The organism is Tessaracoccus luoxuelianae (assembly GCF_054483915.1).
In genome coordinates this window covers 1,005,204-1,024,896 of the sequence record NZ_CM137013.1, presented here as the reverse complement: position 1 = coordinate 1,024,896, position 19,693 = coordinate 1,005,204, and the positions used below count along the sequence as shown (strand labels likewise).

Here is a 19,693-nt window from a genome sequence, read left to right as displayed (position 1 = left end):
CCAACGAAGGACGCGATGATCTCCACCGGGGCACGACCCGCCAAGGGGCGGCGTGACGGCCGCCTGGTCGACGACCTTCCCGCGATGCGTCGCGTGGTGCCCCACCTGATGCCCACCCGGCTCGACGCCACGGTCTACTACCCCCAGTATCTGGAGGTGGAGCGGCTGATGTCCTGGCTGGACGACGTCAATCTCCATCGCCCGGCCGAGCAACAGATCCGCTTCTTCCACGTCTTCCTCACCGCGCTGGCCCGGCTCTTCCACCAGCGCCCGGAGCTCAACCGGTTCATCTCCGGGCGGCGCACCTACGAGCACCGCGACATCTCCTTCGCGTTCACGGTGAAGAAGGCCCTCACCGACGAGGCCGACGAGGTCCAGGCGCAGATCACGTTCACGGGACTCGAGACCGTCGACGAGGTGCGCACCATGGTCGACGAGGCGCTGACCCGGGCGCGCAACCACACCCGCAACGAGAGCGACAGGCTGGTGTCGCAGCTGGTCCGGCTCCCAGGCCCGGTGATCGCCGCCGTCGCCAGAACGGCATGGGCGCTGGACTCCATCAACCGGCTGCCGAAGATACTGCAGGATGCCATCCCCACGTACGCCAGCGCCTACCTCGTCAACATGGGCTCACTGAAGGCCGAGGCGCCGTTCCACCACCTCTATCGCCATGGCACCGCGGGCGTGTTCGTCTCCATCGGCACCGTTCGTCCCGAGCCGGTGGTCGACGAGTCTGGCGCCATCGTCGCCCGGCGCCGCGTGGACGTCGTCTACACGATCGACGAGCGGGTCACCGACGGCTTCTACCTCGTGCGGTCGGCCCACATACTGCAGCAGATGGTCGACGACCCGGACGCGCTGCTCCACCCCCCGGCCGAGCGAGTGCCACCTGGTCCGTGACTGGGTGGGGGATCTGGTCGCGACTACGCCACCAGATCCGCCGGTCACCGGGCGGCGCCGCTCTCCACCACTCAGGCGAGCAGAGCCGACCAGGTGACGGGCCCGACCAGCCCGTCGACGGGGATGCCCCGCCACATCTGGAACGCCCTGACTGCGGCATCGGTCTGCGGGCCGAAGTCACCGTCGACCACTGTCTCGTAGCCCCAGTAGTTGAGCATTCGCTGCAGCACCTTCACGCCGTCGCTGTCAGAGCCCTGGCTGAGCGTCGGCAGCAGTGAGGCCCACGTCGTGTCGTCGACCACCCCGGTGACCGCCAGCCCCTGTTGGGCCTGCCACAGGCGCACCGACCGCTCCGTCGCGGGCCCGAAGTCGCCGTCGGCCAGCGTGCGGATCCCCCTCCACGCGAGCAACTCCTGCAGTGCCGTCACCACCGTGCCCTGGTCACCCCGATAGAGCGGGTAGTAGCGCTCGAACACCTGCGGCGCCGCGGGCGGGGCATCACCCACCGGCTCCTCGACGATGGGCTCGACGGCTGCCTGGGTCGCGGCGGGCGCGGGCAGATCCGGGCTGGATGCGACGGTGGTCGCGGGCGCGGCGACCGGCTCGGGCTCTGGCTCTGACTCTGGCGACGGCTCCACGGACACGAAAGCCGTCGTCACTGGGGCGGGTGTCGCGACGGCGGTGTCCGCGGCCAGGTCGGAGTCACCTCCCAGCATCATCATCACCATGCCGACCCCCGCGGCCAGGACGAGCACCACGAGACCCACGACGATGGCCACCGTTGCCCGGCCAGTCTTCACGGGCTCCGGGGGCGGTGGTGTCGCGGCGTACGCCCACGGCTGCGGGTAGCCCTGCTGCGGAGGCGGAGTCTGTGGGTAGACGAACCCGGGGCCTTGGCCGGGCGGTGGCTGCTGGCCCTGGGGCAGTTGGGCGGAGGGCTGCTGGCCCGGCGGACCGAACCCCGCCTGGCACTGCGGGCACAGCTCGCCCACGGTCGGATTCCCACACGATCGACAGCGCCTCATCGTCGCCCCCCTGCTCCCGAGCATCATGGCATACGCTCAGCCGCCCGGCGGGGCGAGGGTGATTCAGGCCACCGTCAGGGTCAGCCGCACCGGCTCCAACTCGTCGGCCGACACCGTCACGGTCACCTCTCCCGCCCCGGAAGGCCGCACCACGGCCAGTGCCCGGCCGTCGAACGTGCGCCACGTGTCGGCGTCGAAGCGCTCGGCCGTCTTCGGGTTTGCGCTGCACATCCCAGCCAGCACCCCGGCCCCCTCCACCTCGACGGTGACCGCCCGGTCCGCCGTCGTGACGAGAACGCCGTTGTCATCGCGCAGTTCGATGGCGACGAACGCGAGGTCGGCGTCGTCGTTTCGCAGGTCGGCGCGGTCTGCGGTCGCGGTCAGGCGGGCGGGCGTCGTCGCGGTGGCGATGCTGGTGCGGCCCGCCTCCTCGCCGTCCCGGTATGCGACGGCGGTCAGCTCTCCCGCCCGGTAGACGGTCTCCAGGGTGGCCATCATCGGGAGCTTCTCCCCCATCGTCGCCCGCGACACCTCCACCCCGTCGAGCAGCAGCGCCACCTCGTCGGCATCGGCATAGACCTCGACGATGATTGGCTTGCCCTCGAAGCCCGGCCACGTCCACGACGAGACCGAATCGCTCCAGCCCCACGGCGACTGCATCGTGATGGTGTGCCCGTGGTGCTCCGGCCGCTGGACGGCGAGGTAGGGCTCGGTGCGGAGGCCGAACACGATCTCGCGGTAGTAGGAGACGGGGCGCCGCCAACCGGTGATGTCGAGGTCGCCGCACCACGCCGTCAGGTACGGGTACTCGCGCTCCAGCCCCGGGACCGCATCGGGGTCTTCGGCGTACGCCGTCGCGCCGATCCCCACCTCGCCGAGATAGTCCCAGCCGGTCCAGGTGAAGTCACCGATCACGTTCGGCGCATCCTTGACCATCGGCCACAACCGGCCGATCTGGGACGGGAAGGTCTCAGACCCCACGATCACGCGGTGCGGGAACAGGTCCTTATCGATCGCGTAGCGCGACTCCGCGTAGTTGAGTCCAAGCACGTCGAGCGGGGCGCTGGACTCCGCGGTGCGCCTTCCGGCCGACTCGCTGGCGCTGACGATGGCGAACGGGCCCCCTTCCGCGGCCATCATCTCGTTCAGACCGCCGGACTCCTCGGCGATCGCGGGCACCTCGTCGATCACCGCCAGGAACGGGTTGATGCCGTTGGTGACCAGCCGCGTGGGGTCGAGGTCGCGGACGAGCTCGGCCATCCGACGCGCCCAGCGGGCGCCGTGCGGGGTTCCCACCTCGGCGATCTCGTTGCCGATGGAGTACATGATCACGGATGCATGGTTGCGGTCCTTGGCCACCATGGCCTCGAGGTCTGCGGCCCACCACTGCGGGAAGTCCGCGGCGTAGTCGTACGGGGTCTTGAACCGGGTCCACATGTCGAAGGCCTCGTCCATCACCATCATCCCAAGCCGGTCGCAGGCGTCGAGCATCGCGGGTGAGGCTGGGTTGTGGGCGGTGCGGATGGCGTTGAATCCGGCCTCCTTGAGCAGCTCGATGCGGCGCTCGTCGGCGCGCCCGATGGCGGCGGCGCCGAGGGGCCCGTTGTCCGCGTGGAGGCAGGCGCCACGCAGCAGGACGGGCTCGCCGTTGATCCGAAGGCCCTTGCGCGGGTCGACGGTGACGGTGCGGATGCCGAACCTCACCTGTGTGGGAGCGCCGTCCAGCGACACCTGGGCGGTGTAGAGCCACGGGTGGTCCGGGCTCCACAGGCGGGGCTGCTGAACGTAGAACCGTTGCCTGACTAGGGCGGTCTCCCCCGGGGCGAGCGTCGACGGCGTGGCGTCGCGCTCAACCTCCCCGCCGTCGGCGTCACGCAGCACCGTCTCAGCGACCACGGTGGCCGTGGCCATGCCGGCGTTCCGCATCGTGGTCACGACGTCGACCACCGCCTGGTCGTCCTCCACGCGCACTGTCGTCACGGCCACACCGTCTGGAACGACGTGGACGGGCTCGTCGACGTGGAGGACGACCGGCCGGTGCAGGCCAGCGCCGGAGTACCACCGCGAGTCCTGGCCGGAGCGCACCTCAAGGCGTAGCTCGTTGTCCTGGCCATAGCGGAGGTACGGGTTGAGGTCGACGAAGAAGCGGGCGTACCCGTCGGCACGGTTGCCGGCGAACTCATCATTGAGGAAGACCTGGGCGCGACGGTAGGCGCCCTGGATCTCGAGGCGCACAAGCTTCCCGCGCCACTCCTCCGGAACCTGGAAGGTCTTGAGATAGGTGAAGCCGGCCTGCGGGTAGTACGCGCCGGCACCCCTACCGGGAGCATCGGGGGTGCGTTCGGTGTCGCGGAGGGCGTCGTGCGGCAGCCGCACCGGTGTGGGCTCGACGCCCTCGCCGTTGGCCACGGCGAACGGGCCGAGCGGCAGGCGGTAGGCCCAGCCGTCATTGAAGGGGATCGCGTTCATGGTTCTACTCCTGCTCAGTGGCCGACGGCGGGTGGGGGTGTTCGGGGATCAGCGCGTGGAAGACGTGCCGCACGACGTCCTCGGTCACCTCGTCGGGCGCCAGCCAGCGCTGCAGGCCGAGGCCCTCCTGGACCGCGTCGATGGCACGGGGGCTGACCCCGTCGACGCGCTGCGCGATGGCGTCGCGGGACCGGCGCATCCACTGGCGCATCAGGTCCGCGTAGCGCTCCTGTCGGAACGCCAGCACGTAGAGCTCGGCCAGGAGGACCTTCGTCCGGACGTCGCCGTCGTCCTCGAGGACGAGGTGGGTGAGCGCGTCGACGGGGTCGGTGCCCGGTGTGGCCATGGCGCGGTCGAGGGGCGAGAAGCTCTCGTCGGCGAACCGCTCGAAGGCGGCAAAGATCAGGTCCTCCCGAGTGGGGAAGTGGTAGGTCATGGAGCCGAGGGGAATGTCGGCAGCCGCCGCGACCGTCCGGTACGTGGCGCCGGCCACTCCGTGCTCGGCGATGAGATCGAGGGTCGCGGCGATGATCCGGCCGCGACGCTCGGGGTCGTGCCGTCGGGTCGCGCTGCGCTCCATGGTGTCCCCTCGCCGTCGTCGACTGGCGCGACTCTATCAGAACGTACGTATATGACTCGCCGCGCGGGCCCAGAACAGGACGGGGACGAGCAGCAACGCCAACAGCCCGCCGGACAGCGACAGGAAGGCATAGTCGGTTGCCGCGACCACCACGCCGGACATCACCCCGCCGCCGGCGCCGGCCAGGGCGATGAGCACGTCGACGCTCCCCTGCACCCGCGCCCGGTTGCCGGGCGCCGTCGCGTCGATGACCAGAGCGGTGCCCGAGATCAGACCGAAGTTCCATCCCAGCCCCAGCAGGACGAGGGCGAGAATGAGGGGGCCGAGCGAGTCACCCGGCGCCAAAGCCGCGACCCCTCCAGCCGTCAGCAGAGTCACCCCCGCCGCGACCGCCATCGGTGTCCGCCCCAGCCTGTCCACCAGCATTCCCGTCACTGGCGAGGGGAGGAACATCGCCGCGATGTGCAGCCCGATCACCAGGCCGACGGACCCCAGCTGGTGGTCGTGCGCGCGCATGTGCACGGGGGTCATGGTCATGATCGCCGTCATCGCGACCTGCGTGAGCACCATGACGGTGGCGCCGACGTAGGCGCCCACGGCCACTGGCGGCAACGTCGACGCTGACCCCTCGACGCTCTGGCTGGGGTTCTCGAGCACCTTGGCGAGCAGGTAGGGGTCTGGGCGGAGGAAGATGAAGAGCACCAGACCCGCCCCGAGGAAGGCCGCAGCGGCCAGCAGGAACGGCCCGGCAAGGGCCGGGATACCGAGGGACTCGGCGAGGACGCCCAGCGGCTGGACCAGGTTCGGGCCCGCCACCGCCCCGAGCGTCGTGGACACCATCGCGATGCTCACGGCGGTCCCACGCCTGTCGGGGAGGGCCAGGTCCGCCCCGGCGTAGCGGGCCTGGAGCGTGGTCGCGGTGCCGGCGCCGTAGACGAACAGGGACGCGAACAGCAGGGGCACGCTCCCGACGACCGCCGCGACCACCACGCCGATCGCTCCGAGCCCGCCCGCCCCGAATCCGAGGCTCAGGCCGGTGCGTCGACCCCACCGGTCTGTTGTGCGCCCGACCAGGAAAGCGGTCAATGCCGCGCCGAGGGTGAACAGCGCCGTCGGGATGCCGGCGAGGCCCTCGGAACCCAGCATCTCCTGGGCCAGCAGCGCCCCGACGGTGACCCCGGCAGCAAGCCCCGCTCCGCCGAGCACCTGGCTGGCGACGACGACGGTGAGCGTCCGCTTCTGGATCCGGGCGCGCTCGGCACCGTCCGGAAGGTTCAACTCTGGGGCGGTGGGCATGGGTGGCTCCAGCCGAAGGATCTTAACGATCGAGCCTACCCCCGCGGAGGTCGCTTGTAGAGGGGGCCGGCGACGGCCACTTCGCCGCCGCCTGCGACGCACGAGCGCTAGCGGTGCTGGCGGCGGCTACGAGGAGCGGGCTGAACGCGCGGTGGGCTTATCCGTGGCTCAGGACGCTGCTTTGGGCTCCCCACCTCTGCAACTTGCTATCCAGAGGGCGGCAAGTGTGTATATACGCAGAAGGCGCGCTCTACGTAGCAGGATGCAGAGCCCCCGTGGCCGGGGGCCCAGTTCCTCACCCACCACCGACCGCCCGCTTCCCAGCACCGGTTCATCGCGGACTGCCGTCAGACGGCAAGTTGACCAGTGCCCGACAGCCTCAAGGAAGCGTTATCGAACTGTGACCAAGATTGGTCCCGATGGGGCGCCCCGGGGGCCGTTTCTGTCAGTGGGGGACGATGTAATAGTGCGTATGAACGACGCGGGGGTGTGGGAGCTTGAGCAGCAGTTCATGGCTGCCGCCTGGGATTCCGCCCGCGCCGCCACAGCCGCCGGCCCGGAGAGCGTCAGCGGCTTCCTCGAGGCCCTGGCCCAGACCGAAGCACACCTGGCCGGGCTCCGGCTGGCCGTCCTGGACCAGGCCCGCTTCATGCCCGAGGCCACCAAGGTCCTCGACGCCGTCACCTCATCCACCCGTCACACCCCCACGCAGGCCAAGGCCACGATCCGGCTCGCCGCGGACCTCTCCGAACGGTTCCGCCTGATCCTGAACGCCCTGCAGGCCGGGCTGATCTCCCCCGCACAGGCCGAAGCGATCACCGACGGGCTGCGCCGACTGCCCGCCCGGCTGAGCCCCGCGGAGCTCGAGCAATGCCAGACGGAGATCCTGTCGTGGGTCGACGAGCTGGGCCCCTCCGAGCTGCGGACCCTCGCTTCGCGGATGGCAGAGATCATCGACCCAGACCGCGCCGACGCCGACGAGGCCAAGCGCCTCGCGCGGGAGGAGCGCGCCGCGCACCGGAACAGGTTCCTGCGCCTCGCCCCGGACCACCACGGCTCGATGCGGATCACGGGCCAGCTCCCGCTCGCCGACGCCGCCCTGTTGACGGCCCAGCTCGATGCGTTGATGCCTCCGGCCTCGAAGTACACGGCCACCAGCGAAACGCCCACCAGAGACGCCCGCCGCGCCGACGCTTTGGTGCTGCTGACCCAGCACGCCGCCAGCGGCGGGACACTGCCCTCACACGGGGTGGACCGCCCCCACGTCCACATCACGATGGACTACGACACCCTCGTCACCGGCCTCGGCAACGTGACACTGCTCGGCGCGGGCGGCGACCGGCTCTCGGCCAGCGACGCACGTCGCCTGGCCTGCAACGCCGACCTGATCCCCATGGTGCTAGGCACCACCTCACGCCCCCTGGACGTCGGCCGCACCCACCGCCTGTTCACCCCCGCCCTCCGCGCCGCCATCGTGCAGAGGGACCAGGGATGCGTATTCCCCGGCTGCACCACCCCACCGGCACCGTGCCAGGCGCACCACATCATCCCCTGGTGGTCCGGCGGGGACACCTGCCTAGCCAACGGAGTTCTGCTCTGCCCACACCACCACCGCCTCGTCGAACCCGACCCCCTCCAATCAGAGGAATCCCAGTGGCGGGTCCACCTCGACCCCGCCACCGGCCTGCCATGGTTCACCCCACCCCGACACATCGACCCCGCCCGCCGACCCCGCCAGCACCAACGCCACCGACTCCAACAACTCAACCTCCAGGCAGGGGCACCACCCTGCCCACACGAGGCGCCGACCCCCCCGGGCCGGGAACCGGAACCGCCAGACCCGGACACCCACAGCGCCCGCCACAAGCACGCCGAACACAGCCTCGACAACCTCATCGAACGCAGTGCCGCCATCTGGGGATCCCCCAGTCCATGAACCGGGCACGGAAAGGTCTCGACGCTGACGCGCGTCGATCCCGCTCCACGCCTGCAGCCGCGGTCCTACCCAGCTTCCTGCGCTGGGGGACCGCTCCACGGCACCCGAGGGGTCGCCATGGCCGACGCCGCCGCGGCTCGACTGGTTCACATCGAGATCGCCTTAGCCTGCAGAACTGCGGACTCGCCGCCGTCACCATCCCGGAAGACAGTCGAGGGCACCGCAACCACGGCACCCTCGACTGTTCTGCTCGGAGCTACCGGCCAGGGCCGGAAGCGATCAACGACCGATTGACTGTGCCATGGACTGATCGGTCTCCTGCATGGTCTGAGCCATCTGCTTCAGCGAGTTGGCGATGTTGTCCAGCGCCGAGATGGTGTTCTTCGCCGACGTGCTGTAGTCGGTGAACATCGACTGGAAGGCGCCCGACGCGGCATCCGTGACGAAACCGCTGGTGACCAGGTTGTTGATGCGGTTAGCGAGGTTGGTGAGCTCGCTCTCGATCTGCTGCCGGCCGTTCATGAGCGCGGAGGCCTCAGCCTCCATCTCGGCGTAGCTGACGTTGAGGTTTGCCATGGTGTTTCCCTTCTTCTATGGCGGGGAGGTGTTGTTGTTCTGCCGCCACCGGGTCCCCTTGTCTGTCCGGTGACGAGGTATTACAGGGTGAGGAACGCTGCCATATCCGGGTCGCGGATGAACCGCGCAAGCGCGGGCAGTGACGCGGGGAGCTCCGACAGTTCGGTGCCCGTGAACCAGAGACACACGTCAGCTTCGCCAATTCCCTCCAGAGTCAGGCTGGTGGCGACAGCGCCCAAGAGGTAGACGACATCGGAGGCGCCTTCCTGCTCCTCACGCGCCATGAACAGACCCACGTCGACCGAGACCGCATCGACCTGGATGCGGGACTTCTGCGCGCCGAACGGCTTCACCACTTCGCCGGCGATGGACTCCATCAGGGCTTCGGGTCGCCCAGCCGGCTGCTCCCCTACCGTCGCCCAGACGTAGACGGGCTGCGCTCCCGGGAGGACCATCAGGAACTGTGCCACCGCGATCTGGTGCAGGCCGACCGTGGCGGTCTCGATCAGCATCGATCGCCAAGCGTCCTCGGTGCCCGCCTTAACCAGGTCATTTTCGCGCAATTCATCGAGGATCGCCTCCACCCACTCGTCGCGCTGCTCAAGGCCCAGGTCGGCCGGCACGAACAGCATGAGGGGCTCGATCTGATCAGCCACGGGGTTCCTCCGTCCAGCGGATCGTGCCCACCCAGGCATCAATGAACTCCTCGACGGCGTCGAGCGCCTCGTCGGCGTCCGCGCCTCCAGGGGCGGACACGCTGGCCTCAACGCTCATCCAGTAATCCGCGGCGTCGGGGACGCCGATGATGTACTGGAGGTGCCGGGTCCGTTGACCTGCCGCGACGGCAGAGCCGAGCTGTGTCCGGTCCGCCTGCTCGACCAGTTCCTGAGGCACATCCTCCAGCGCCGTGGCCAACCGGCCGGCGTTGCTGGAATCCGTGACGCGCTTGATCCCCACCATGTCGATGGGCTCAATGAGCGAGACACCCTCCTGGGTCATCATCGCCACGAGGTAGTCAAGAGGCTCGACGGTGGCGCCGCCGATCTCGAACGACACCGGGCGCACCGCGATGAACGGGCGGACGGGGGAAGTCATGGCGTCGTCGACGGGGAGGTACGCCACCACTGCACCTTCGCCGGCGAGACCGGTCATGGCCCGACGAAGCTGCTCGGTCAGATGTCGACGCGCGGGGTCCGCGGCCTCCCGGGGAAGCCCTTCGAGCATCCCGCCGACGATCGTGTCGACCGACTCCGCCACGGGGCTGGTGAGATCCACCTGCGCCCAGCCGGGCGGAAGCATCGCCTCGAACGTTCTCATACTCGTCCTCCGATGGTGACGCCGCTCTGATCGGATGTTGTGAAGCAGTAGGGGCGGGGTGGCTTGGGCGTGATTGCTTCCACCACTGCGGGAAGAACATCCTTGACGAGCACCTTGGTGCCCTTCTCAATCGCGCCGGTGAATGTTCCCTGGATCAGGGCCGTTGTACGGCCGATGTGCTGACTCACGAAGTTGCTCGGCAGCGGCGTCCCGGCGGGAAAGGTGGGCCCTGCGAATCGTTCGGCGAGGTTGTGGATCCCCCGCCCGACGGCGGTCTGCTGGATCTTTCCGCTGGAGTCGATGCTGAACATCTTCTTTGCGATCTGATCGGTTCCTACCTTCGAGGCACTGCCAACCTTCTTGGCGATCGGGCCCGCCGCCAGCGTCAGTCCGATCTTGGCGAAAGATCCGACAGCACCCCATCCATCGCCCTGCTGCGCCTTCTCGACCCCCTCGACCGCGGTCTTGATGAGCGATACGCCCTTGGCAACCCTTGCCAGTATGGTCACGGCCTTGATCAGGGCGCCCGCTGCTGTGCCGATTCCGGGGATGAAGGCCAGCACGAGCGCCACGATGTCGAGCACGAGGCAGATCGTGTCGATGTTGTCCCAGATCCACTTCGCGGCGGCCGCCGCCGCCTCCCCGATCTTCGCCCCGACGTAACAGATCTTGTCCCAGAGAGTGTCGTCGAGTCCCGAGACCTCCATGGCGGAGCGGATCTCCTCCGAAGCACTCTTGTTCGCGTCGTTGACGCGCTGCGCCGCAGCCCGAAGCTGCTGCTTGGCCGACTCCAGGCCGGCATTTGCTCTGTTCGCCGCCACGTTCGCCTGCTGCGACAACACCAGGGCGCGCTGCTGGGAGGACGGTTCGGGGTCCCGCGCGAGCAGGCGGGCCTGGGAGTGCTGCTGAGACGCGTGGGTGTATGCGTTGCGCGCCTCCGCGGCCTCACCGACAAGGCGGGCCGCAGTCTGCTGCTCGGTGCGCAACACCTCAGCGAACTTCTGGGTGGCGGTGGCCATGAGGCGGTACCGCAAGGCCACCTTCCCCATGGTGCCGTGGACTTCGCTGCTGCGCTCGGCGAGCGCGGAGAACGCCTGGCTCTCCAGTTCGTTCCCGTTCTCGGTGAGCCGTCGGATGTTCGCGGCTGCCGCGTCCAGCGTGGTCGCCGTGGAACGAAGCGTCTGCGCCCCGCTCTCCAGCGCGTCCGGCGAACCGTCGAACTCGGTCGACATCCCTACCGGGGACAGGTCCAGGCAGATGCCACTCATCGTCCCTCCTCCCCTTCATGTGAATTGAGAACGTCGCGGGCTGCTTGGCGGGCGCCACTGCGCTCTGCCCCGACCGAACTCGTGGACGGGGAGGCCGCAGGGTGTGCTCCGGATGCCGCGCCGGCCATCGCGCCCAGGCCGCCCATCATCGGCGCAGCCGCCATCCGTTCATGCTCCTCAGCCGGTACAGCTGTCAGATCCGGCAGCGGCGCACCGTCGGACATCTGAGCCGGAACCTCGAAGCCGGTCGGCTTCGTCAGAGCGGGCAGCGCATCGGGGGCACCAGAGGCCGCCATCGCATCCGACGCGGGGTTGGCCCGGGGCTCAAGCGGCGGCAATTCCACCGGTGAGCCAGCACCACCCGCGGACCCACCTCCTCCGCCCTCACCCAGCGGGGGAAGCGGTGCCAGGTCCGCAAGCTCCGGGGTTGCGGTCCCGCCCGCTTCGGGGGTCAGTGCTTCCAGGTCGGTCGGCGACACCGCTGTGTCGCCCACGATCGGGGTCTCCGCGACGTGGTCGGCAGCCTCGGCAGCGTCGGCAGCGTCGGCAGCGTCGGCAGCGTCGGCAGCGTCCTCCAGCGGCTGAGGGTCCCCATCGGTGCCATCGGTCGGTTCCACCGCCGCTTCGCCGTCCACGCCGGAGATCGCCTCCGCATCGCCTGTGGACTCCCCCGACTCGCCGGAAGGCTGCCCCTGCCCGCTTCCAGCCGGCGAGCCGTCGACGCCGGGTGGGGGCTTCCCAATCGACCCGCCCGACGAAGGCCCGCCAGCGAAAGGCGCACCGCCTTGGTGACGGCCGCCGTTCGGTTGGAGGGCTGCGAGAATGGTGGCGATGGCCGCCACGGTGATCACGCCACCGGCACCCAGCCCGGCCACGACGAGTGTCACGACGGCGTCGACCGACTGTCCGGTCAGGGCTGACCAACGTGATGCAAAGTCGCGGATGAGTATCTCGAACTTGGGCGGGATGGCCGTCGTCGTCGCCGGGGGCACCGACCAGCCAGGAAGTCCCCCTGGCTCCGTTGGAGCTGCTTCCTCAGCCGGCTGGGCCGCGACGGGTGCCGCGGGCGATGCATCTCCGACAACCGCCGGACCGGAGAAGCTGGACCCCGTCGCACTGTCCGGATGCGGCAGGGGCTGTGGAATCGGCTGGGTCGGGCCCGAGGACGGGGTCGTGGCGTCGCCCACTGGGGTGAGGGTCGGCGTCGGGGCCGGTGTGGGCGCATCCGGCTTGATCTGGTCGGCCAGGTCCGCGTCGGCGTCGATGAAGGCCTGGTTCACCGCCTCAATCGAGTCCACCAGTGACTTCAACATTTCAAGCAGCTTGATGCGACGCAGCGTCCACGCCTGATCCGCATCGCGCAGCGTCTGCGCCAACGGACCATTGGTTCCAGCAGCGTCTGCCAGACCGTCTGCGAATCCCGACGACGCCTCAAGCTGCTGGTAGCTCGCCCGGCCATTGTTGATGCAGGACTGAACCACCTCATCCCTGATGACGAGTGTGTTGCTCATGTCGCCTCCCTGGCGCTCATCCTCACAGCCGGTGGCTGCATCCGTCGATGGGTTGGCCGACCCATCACTCCACCACCGGCAGCTGCACCTTGTGCGCCGAACCGCCACGGACCCAGTACCCGCGACCCGCAGGGAAGTCCTGCGCACGGCCGCGAGGCAACGGGGTGCGCAGCAGGTCGCCGTCGCTCTGCTCCGGGGTGAGCAGCATGCCGGCCCGCGAGGCCCGGATCTCGGTCAGCATCGACGAGAAGCCGGTGAACGACGCCGTCTCCCCCGCCCCCACGAACAGGTGACCGTTGCGGCGGGAACTCTTGATGGCCTCCGTGAGTGCCATGTCGCACGTTGAGCCCGCAAGCTCAGGGAACTGAGCCACGAAGATCGCCACCTTGGGCTGCCCCTCGATCGTCTCACTCGCCAGGTAGGGCTTCAGCTGCGTTTCCACGTACTCCTTGATCCGGTCCGGTCCGCTCACCACCACGGTCCAGATGGGCAGCTGCGACAGTGTGGTGGACCGGGCGGAAAGCAGAACCCGGGGCACCCCGGGCAAGGCTCGACGCAGTGACTCGGCGAGCCAGCTCACCGTCGAGCTCACTCCGGATTTCGGCGGCCCGGCGACCATCAGCACACCCTGGGGGTCGAATCCGATCGGTGCCAGAGACGCATCCTCCAAGCCCAACGTGGGTCGCCCCCCAACGGTGACGGGAAGATCCGACGACACTACGATGTCGGGTAGCTTCCGCACCGGTTCGGGCCTGACCGGCTGGTACTTCGACACCATCGCGGCCAGTAACTCGATCTCCCGAGCTTGACCCAACGGAGACGGGTCCTGCCCCAGAACGGCCAGCTGCAGCTCGTTGGGGGACTTCGCATTCATGCAGCGGCCAGGCGGACTCGCCGCGTTGAGGACATCCTTGGGAACCCCGAGCGCCACGTAACCGTCCTCGTCGGGCATGCGAAGCACGATGCGGTGCTGGAAGGCGCCCTGCATCGACGACGGGATCACCGCGGACCTGTCGGCCGTGACAGCGAAATGGATGCCGAATGCACGCCCCTCGCTCACGAGGCGCTGGAAGCGGGCGAACGTGGCCTGCCGTTGCAGGCCAGAATCGTATTCGCTACGGAAGGCCCCGAAGCCGTCGACGAGGACGAGGATGCGGGCTTCGTCGGCCTTGCCCGGCAACTCGCGATAAACCCGTAACGAGTCCGCACGCACGGCCGTGAACCGGGATGCCCGCTCGTCGAGGAGCCGGTCGAGCATCACCATGAGCCGGGCGATCCGCTCGTCGTCGTCGCCCGAGATGATGGCCCCGACGTTGACCAGGGGCCCCAGCATGCTCAGTCCACCGCCTGCGAAATCGAGGCCGTAGATCTGGACAGGGCCGGACCGCGGCGTGATGGAGGCTGCGATCGCGAGGGAACGCAGAGCAGTGGTCTTCCCGGATCCACCTGCCCCGTAATAGACGATGTTTCCACTCTCGTCGGGATGGAAATGATCCACGTGCTGGCTCTGAGCGTCGGGGTCATCCACCACCCCGAGGACAAGGTTGTAGTCGGTGCGCTGGTTGAGCTTCATCAGGTCGTACCCCACCGAAAGCCGCTCCAACCACGGCTTGCGCGGTGGTGGAATGCGGGCGTCCACCGCCGCTTGAATCAAGGTGTCGACCACCCGGTCGATGTCCTTGTCGACGGCGGCGCCAACGCCCCTGGGTCGCGGGATCTTCCATGCGGTGTCGACACCGAAGTCCACCTCGATGACGTCGATCGGGGGAGCCGGTGGTTCATCCGGGGTGCGGGCGCCGGGGAAGGCGGCCTGGAACGGGATGAGGCGCCCCGGGCCCACGCGGGCCACTCCCCTGCCCGGCGTGGAGGGGTCGATGTCGGCCGCGACCGTGCTGCCGAGGACGTCGGTGGAGTCGTGCGCATCGTTCATCCGCAGTGCGATCCGCAGGTTCGTGTTAGCGCGCAGCGAGTCCTTGATCACGCCGGCCGGACGCTGCGTGGCGAGGATGAGGTGCAGGCCGAGTGAGCGTCCGCGTTGGGCCACGTCGATCACCCCGTCGACGAACTCGGGCACCTCGCCCACCAGCGCCGCGAACTCGTCGACGACGATGATGAGGCTGGGCGGGCAGTCGGGGTCTCCGGTCTTCTCGAAGTCCACGAGATCCTTGACGCCTTTGTCGTGGAAGAGGTGCTCACGGCGCCGGATCTCGGCCCGCAGGCTCCGCAGCGCCCTCCGCACGAGGTACGGCGACAGGTCGGTGACCAGCCCGACGGTGTGCGGAAGCCCGATGCACTTGGCGAAGGCCGCGCCGCCCTTGTAGTCGATGAACAGGAACGTGACCCGATCCGGGCTGTAGGCGTGGGCCATACCGAGCACCCACGCTTGGAGGAACTCCGATTTGCCGGCTCCGGTGGTGCCCCCTACGAGTGCATGTGGCCCCTGGGCACGAAGATCCAGGGCGAACGACTCCGAGCCCGCATGCCCGACGAGGGCCCGCAGGTCGCCCGCGCGTTCGCGGGGCTGCGCCGGAGCCGAGCGGTCCACCAGTGAACCGTTCTCCTGCCAGCGCGCCACCACCTGCTTCGCGTCGACGGCTTCCGCCTGCCCCAGCAGCCCCACCACTGAGACCATGCGTGGGAGGTCCGAATCGTCACTGACGGGAGCGGACGCATCGACCACCGGTGCCAGGCTGCGGGCGGTGACGTGGGCCGTTTCAAGATCCAGCGATTCGGTGCTCACGCCCGCGACAATCCGCTCCTGGCGCACCATGCCGACGGTGGCGCCCTCGTCGGTGCCGATCTCGAGGAAGGTGCGGCAGGCGGCCGGGAGCCCCGAGCGGAGCTGAGACACCCACAGGACGTGGACACCGGCGTCGGGACCTCGTTCTGCGATGCTCGCCAACCTCTCAGTGGGCACGGACGCGTCGTGTACCACGAGGAGGAGGGAGGGCGTCACCGGGGACGCGACCCGTTCCTGCTTCTCGACGGGTCCACGCAGAGCCGGGTGCGTGTCGGTGCGTGCGTCGATGAGCTCGTCGATCTGATCGAGCAGTGCTCGGCCGCGCGCGTCGTCGGAGGCAAGTAGCGGGCCCGCCACAGGGCTGTGTGGGGAGGCGCAGTGCGGCAGCCATTCAAGCCACCGCCATTCCTCCTTCAAAGCGCTCGATGTGACACAGGCGATGACCACCTCGGCCGGAGAGTGCAGTACGGCTGCCTGCATGACGGCCCCCCGCGCCACGCCCACGACCAGGCCTGCGGGGCCGGCGATGCCAACCCCGCCGACGGAGCGCAGGTTCGCCACCACGGGGACGTCCAGCAGGTGCCGGTGCTTCTCTGCGAGATCACGCTGCCGCTTGACGAGCTCGGCGACGCCGCCGCGACCCGGCCGGGCGATCGCGACGACGGGCGGCATGGTTCCCATGCCGAGCCTGACCTGCAGGAACTCGGGGTGCTCGGGCCGACGGCACCACAGGTGCCCCTCGCGGTGGAGGGCCGATCCCACAAGTGCTGACACGGACGGGAAGAGTGCGCGCAACTGCTGCGCCTCGAGCTGTCGCGCCTCCAGGATCTCAGCCTCCAAGAGCCGCATCGCCTCGTCGAAATTGGCGAGTTCGGTCTTGTGCTTGCGCTTGGAGTCCACGGAGTTACCGATCCATGAACCCAACATCAGGATCGGGCTCATAGCCACGAAAAGCAGGGTCAACGGCGACCGGGTCACTGCGTACATGGCCGCGCCCATGACGACGGGGGCGATCATGGCCAGCCATGGGAACGCAGTCCTCCGGGCTGGCTGGGGGACGTCCGGAAGCCCGATCTCGTCCTCCTTGGGGCGGGTCTGGACCACTGGCGGCCGAAGGTAGCGCACCTCCACCTGAGTGTCGGCGATTGCTTCGGGAAGCCCGTGCGGCATGACCTGCAGGGAGCTGTCACCGAGCACGACGGTGTCGCCGGGTTTGATGACGGCACGGGTCACCTTCTGACCCGCGATCACAACACCGTTGGCGGAGTTCTCGTCGACGATCTCGATCTGGCGGCCGACGATGATCCGCGCGTGACGCTTCGACGCCTTGGAGTCCTGCAGCCTCACCTGGCACTCCGGGCTACGCCCCACAAACGAGGTCCCGACCTTCAACGCAACCTCGACGCCCCGGTCTGGACCGCCCACAACTCGGAGCACCGCGCCGACAGGGGCGCGATGGTCGCTTCCGCCCTCCTCCACCACAGTGAGAGTGGAGCCCGAGCAGAGGCCTGATTCGGCCAAGGGAGTCTCTGGCGAGAGTGTCCGGGGGGCGAGGTAATCGCCCTCTACCCTCAGTGTCGGGCGACGCCCGGCCACCTCGACGGGACGCTCCATGCCTGCGCTCGCGATGGCAGTGGCGACGTCGCTGGCGGTGGCGGTGCCGTCGGCGACCACGGTCACCGTCACAGGCTCGTGCCGATTCCGGACCAGCCGCACCCGGACCTTCATGCCGTGCCTCCCTCATTGTTGCGCCGTTGTTCGGTCTCCAACGCGGGCAAATGGTCCGGCGTCACGATCCTGGCGTTGACGGCGTATTCCGCCAGGGCCGACCGGCGGCCCCGCGCTTGCGTTCCTGGCCCGCCCTTCAGCCCCCGTACGCCCGCCCTGTCGAGCTTGTCGCAGACGTTGTCCAGCTTGCGGTTGAACCTGGTCTGCGTCCAGCCGAGGCGCCGAGCGGCCTCGACGGCCGTGGGAACCTGCCAGGCGCCCGTTCCGGCGCGGCGGAGGAGCGGCTCGGCGACGGCGAGGATCACGAGCAATTGGGCGTCGGTGAAGGTTCGCGGACCGATGGTGGTGTCACCGTCGGAGGGTTCCTCCGGCTGGTGGTGCAGCTCCCAGGCCGGCGCATCGACGGTCAGGTTGAGTTCGTAGCTGTAGGGGCCGGCAGCGAACGTGACCACAGTGTGGCCGAACACCAAGGGCATCCGCGCGCCGGGCGTCAGGGTGCTGCGGCTCAGCCCGGCAGGGTCCGACAGCACCGCCGCCGAACGGTTGCCCACGTTGCTGATCCACCAGAAGCCGTCTGCGAAGGCCAGCGTGAGGAAGTTGCGGTGCAGGTAGGGGTTGTCGTCGATCACCAGGTCGCCCACCCGGCCCATCGAGAAGTCGCGGCCGGGCATCAGCTCGTGGCGCTCCCCCGCGTACTCCACCTCGAGCGTGCTCATCTCCGCGGTCACGATTTGTCGCAGATCTTCACGGCGGCGGAGGTCGTCCCACTGGCGCGGCGCAGGGTCACGTCCACGCACGTCCGGCCCGACTGTGCGGGGACGGTGACCGAAGGGGCGTCGACCACCTGCAGGGGCGCCGCGTCGGTGAGGCTCAACTCCTCGACGAGATACTTGTCGCCGGCCATCGGATCCGGATTGGTCCAGGTGAAGGTCACCTGACCGTCGGCGACCTGCCCGGCGGCATCCTCGACAGACGGGACTCTGAGTGCCAGCGGATCCTGTGCTGCGGGTGAGGCTTCCGGGGAGACCGTGGCCTGGGTGCCTGCGGTGGCTTCGCCGAGCGCCCCGCTCAACCACAGCCCGCCCAGAGCGAGGCCACCCGCCAGGACAACCGCCACCGCGGCGAGCACGGCTGCCAGCGGACCCCAGCGGCGCGAGGTGCGCCTCTCAGCGGGGGGCGGCTGCTGCGACGGCCGGTCGAGAACGGTCTGATCGGCCGGCTCGGGGATTGCCGGGCCGGTGAAGTCCCGGAGACCCGGCTGGCCGAACCCGCGGCCGTGCTGGGCCACGGGGGCGCCGATCGGCCCCTGCGGGGCCGCGTCGTACTGGCGCCAGGAGTCGTCCTGGGGGGAGGTGACCCCGCCTGACGGCCCGGTGATCCTGCTGGTGCCGCTCCAGTCCTCGACCTGGTCAGGATCGATCAGCATGAACCCGCTGACGCGGGTCCCCGTCTCGGCGAGCTCGGGCTCGTCGTCGGCGTAGTCGTCGCTGTCAGACAACACGTCGATGGGAGTCACGGACTCGTTGAGCTGCCCTTGGACGCCCTGGATGGCACGCGCGAACTCCAGCGCCGACTGGTAGCGCTGTTGCGGATCGGCAGCCAGAGCCGTCGCGAGCACCCGTTCCAGCAGCTCGGGCACGTCATGGCGTCCGGTGCGCGGCACGTTGAGGGTCCGTACCCGGTGCCGGATGCTCAGGCGGTCGTTGTCGCCGTGCGCCACAACGAGGGGGCTCCTGCCGACCAGCATCGCCCACGTCGTCGCGGCCAGGGAAAACACGTCGCTCCATGGCCCCATCGCGAGGCCCGAGTCGGGATACTGCTCCCACGGAGCCCAGTGCGGGCTGAGCGCGCTGTTCGCGGTGACATGCTGCGCCGAGGCCGAGATACCGAAGTCCGTCAAGGCCGGGCGCTGCGCACCCGTGAACAGGATGTTGGCCGGTTTGATGTCGCGGTGCAGAATGCCCATCCGGTGTGCCGTCTCCACCGCCCCGGCCACCTGCACGGTGATTTCCATGGCCTTCGACGCGGTCAGGGGCCGCCGCCCGATGCGCGCCCCCAGGTGGGCCGTGGCGCACTCCTCCATCACCAGGAACGGTCGGCCGTCCGCAGCGACGCCACCCTGATAGACAGTGACGATGCTGGGGTGGCTCGACAGCTTCGCCATGAGGTTGGCCTCGGCCTGGAAGTCCGCGGACACGCCACCGTCGATTCCTCGGTGCTGCACCTTGACGGCTACCCGGCGATCGAACTGATCCAGGTACCGGAACACGTCAGCGAAGCCGCCGCTGCCCAACTCCCCCAGGTAGGTGAAGCCCGGCAGGTCCGGAGGTGTGGTGCGCGCCGCCAT

The 19,693-nt window shown here is 69.1% G+C and carries 14 protein-coding genes; 2 read left to right on the top strand and 12 right to left on the bottom strand.

Annotated elements, in window-relative coordinates; all coding sequences use genetic code 11:
- Positions 1 to 15: 15 nt before the first annotated feature.
- The gene (locus ACX1D1_RS04265; protein ID WP_459056075.1) at positions 16 to 900 is read left to right on the top strand and encodes a 2-oxo acid dehydrogenase subunit E2; all 885 of its coding nucleotides are present in this window, start codon (positions 16 to 18) and stop codon (positions 898 to 900) included.
- 71 nt (positions 901 to 971) lie between these two features.
- Here the strand turns inward: ACX1D1_RS04265 and ACX1D1_RS04260 are convergent, their stop codons facing one another.
- The 4 genes from ACX1D1_RS04260 to ACX1D1_RS04245 all read right to left on the bottom strand — a co-directional run bounded on the left by ACX1D1_RS04260 (position 972) and on the right by ACX1D1_RS04245 (position 6,270).
- Complete coding sequence (locus ACX1D1_RS04260) at positions 972 to 1,892, bottom strand: peptidoglycan-binding domain-containing protein (RefSeq protein ID WP_459056074.1); 921 nt, start codon at positions 1,890 to 1,892, stop codon at positions 972 to 974.
- Positions 1,893 to 1,988: 96 nt separating this feature from the next.
- The gene (locus tag ACX1D1_RS04255) at positions 1,989 to 4,394 is read right to left on the bottom strand and encodes a glycoside hydrolase family 2 TIM barrel-domain containing protein (RefSeq protein WP_459056073.1); all 2,406 of its coding nucleotides are present in this window, start codon (positions 4,392 to 4,394) and stop codon (positions 1,989 to 1,991) included.
- 4 nt (positions 4,395 to 4,398) lie between these two features.
- A complete protein-coding gene (locus ACX1D1_RS04250; RefSeq protein WP_459056072.1) occupies positions 4,399 to 4,974 on the bottom strand; it encodes a TetR/AcrR family transcriptional regulator in 576 nt (191 codons plus the stop codon).
- A 36-nt stretch (positions 4,975 to 5,010) separates the two neighbouring features.
- On the bottom strand, positions 5,011 to 6,270 hold the full coding sequence (locus ACX1D1_RS04245; protein ID WP_459056071.1) for an MFS transporter: 1,260 nt from the start codon (positions 6,268 to 6,270) through the stop codon (positions 5,011 to 5,013).
- Between the two features lie 472 nt (positions 6,271 to 6,742).
- On the opposite strand from ACX1D1_RS04245, the gene ACX1D1_RS04240 reads away from it, so the two are divergent.
- On the top strand, positions 6,743 to 8,206 hold the full coding sequence (locus ACX1D1_RS04240; protein WP_459056537.1) for an HNH endonuclease: 1,464 nt from the start codon (positions 6,743 to 6,745) through the stop codon (positions 8,204 to 8,206).
- Positions 8,207 to 8,485: 279 nt separating this feature from the next.
- On the opposite strand, the gene ACX1D1_RS04235 is transcribed toward ACX1D1_RS04240, so the two are convergent.
- From ACX1D1_RS04235 to ACX1D1_RS04200, 8 genes are all read right to left on the bottom strand, one after another.
- Positions 8,486 to 8,782 (bottom strand): WXG100 family type VII secretion target, encoded by a 297-nt coding sequence (locus ACX1D1_RS04235; RefSeq protein WP_459056070.1) that lies wholly within the window; start codon positions 8,780 to 8,782, stop codon positions 8,486 to 8,488.
- Positions 8,783 to 8,862: 80 nt separating this feature from the next.
- Complete coding sequence (locus ACX1D1_RS04230; protein WP_459056069.1) at positions 8,863 to 9,438, bottom strand: hypothetical protein; 576 nt, start codon at positions 9,436 to 9,438, stop codon at positions 8,863 to 8,865.
- Complete coding sequence (locus tag ACX1D1_RS04225) at positions 9,431 to 10,099, bottom strand: hypothetical protein (protein WP_459056068.1); 669 nt, start codon at positions 10,097 to 10,099, stop codon at positions 9,431 to 9,433. The genes ACX1D1_RS04230 and ACX1D1_RS04225 overlap by 8 nt, the downstream gene beginning before the upstream one ends.
- Positions 10,096 to 11,367 carry a hypothetical protein gene (locus ACX1D1_RS04220; protein WP_459056067.1) on the bottom strand — a complete coding sequence of 424 codons (1,272 nt, stop codon included), beginning with the start codon at positions 11,365 to 11,367 and terminating at the stop codon, positions 10,096 to 10,098. Before ACX1D1_RS04220 ends, ACX1D1_RS04225 begins: the two co-directional genes overlap by 4 nt.
- Positions 11,364 to 12,878: a hypothetical protein gene (locus tag ACX1D1_RS04215; protein ID WP_459056066.1), complete on the bottom strand. Its 1,515-nt coding sequence runs from the start codon at positions 12,876 to 12,878 to the stop codon at positions 11,364 to 11,366. Before ACX1D1_RS04215 ends, ACX1D1_RS04220 begins: the two co-directional genes overlap by 4 nt.
- 64 nt (positions 12,879 to 12,942) lie before the next feature.
- Positions 12,943 to 17,346 carry a type VII secretion EssC family protein gene (locus tag ACX1D1_RS04210; RefSeq protein ID WP_459056065.1) on the bottom strand — a complete coding sequence of 1,468 codons (4,404 nt, stop codon included), beginning with the start codon at positions 17,344 to 17,346 and terminating at the stop codon, positions 12,943 to 12,945.
- Positions 17,343 to 18,062, bottom strand: coding sequence for a hypothetical protein (locus ACX1D1_RS04205; RefSeq protein ID WP_459056064.1), 720 nt, complete (start codon positions 18,060 to 18,062; stop codon positions 17,343 to 17,345). The genes ACX1D1_RS04210 and ACX1D1_RS04205 overlap by 4 nt, the downstream gene beginning before the upstream one ends.
- Before the next feature lie 8 nt (positions 18,063 to 18,070).
- A complete protein-coding gene (locus tag ACX1D1_RS04200) occupies positions 18,071 to 19,693 on the bottom strand; it encodes a serine/threonine-protein kinase (protein WP_459056063.1) in 1,623 nt (540 codons plus the stop codon).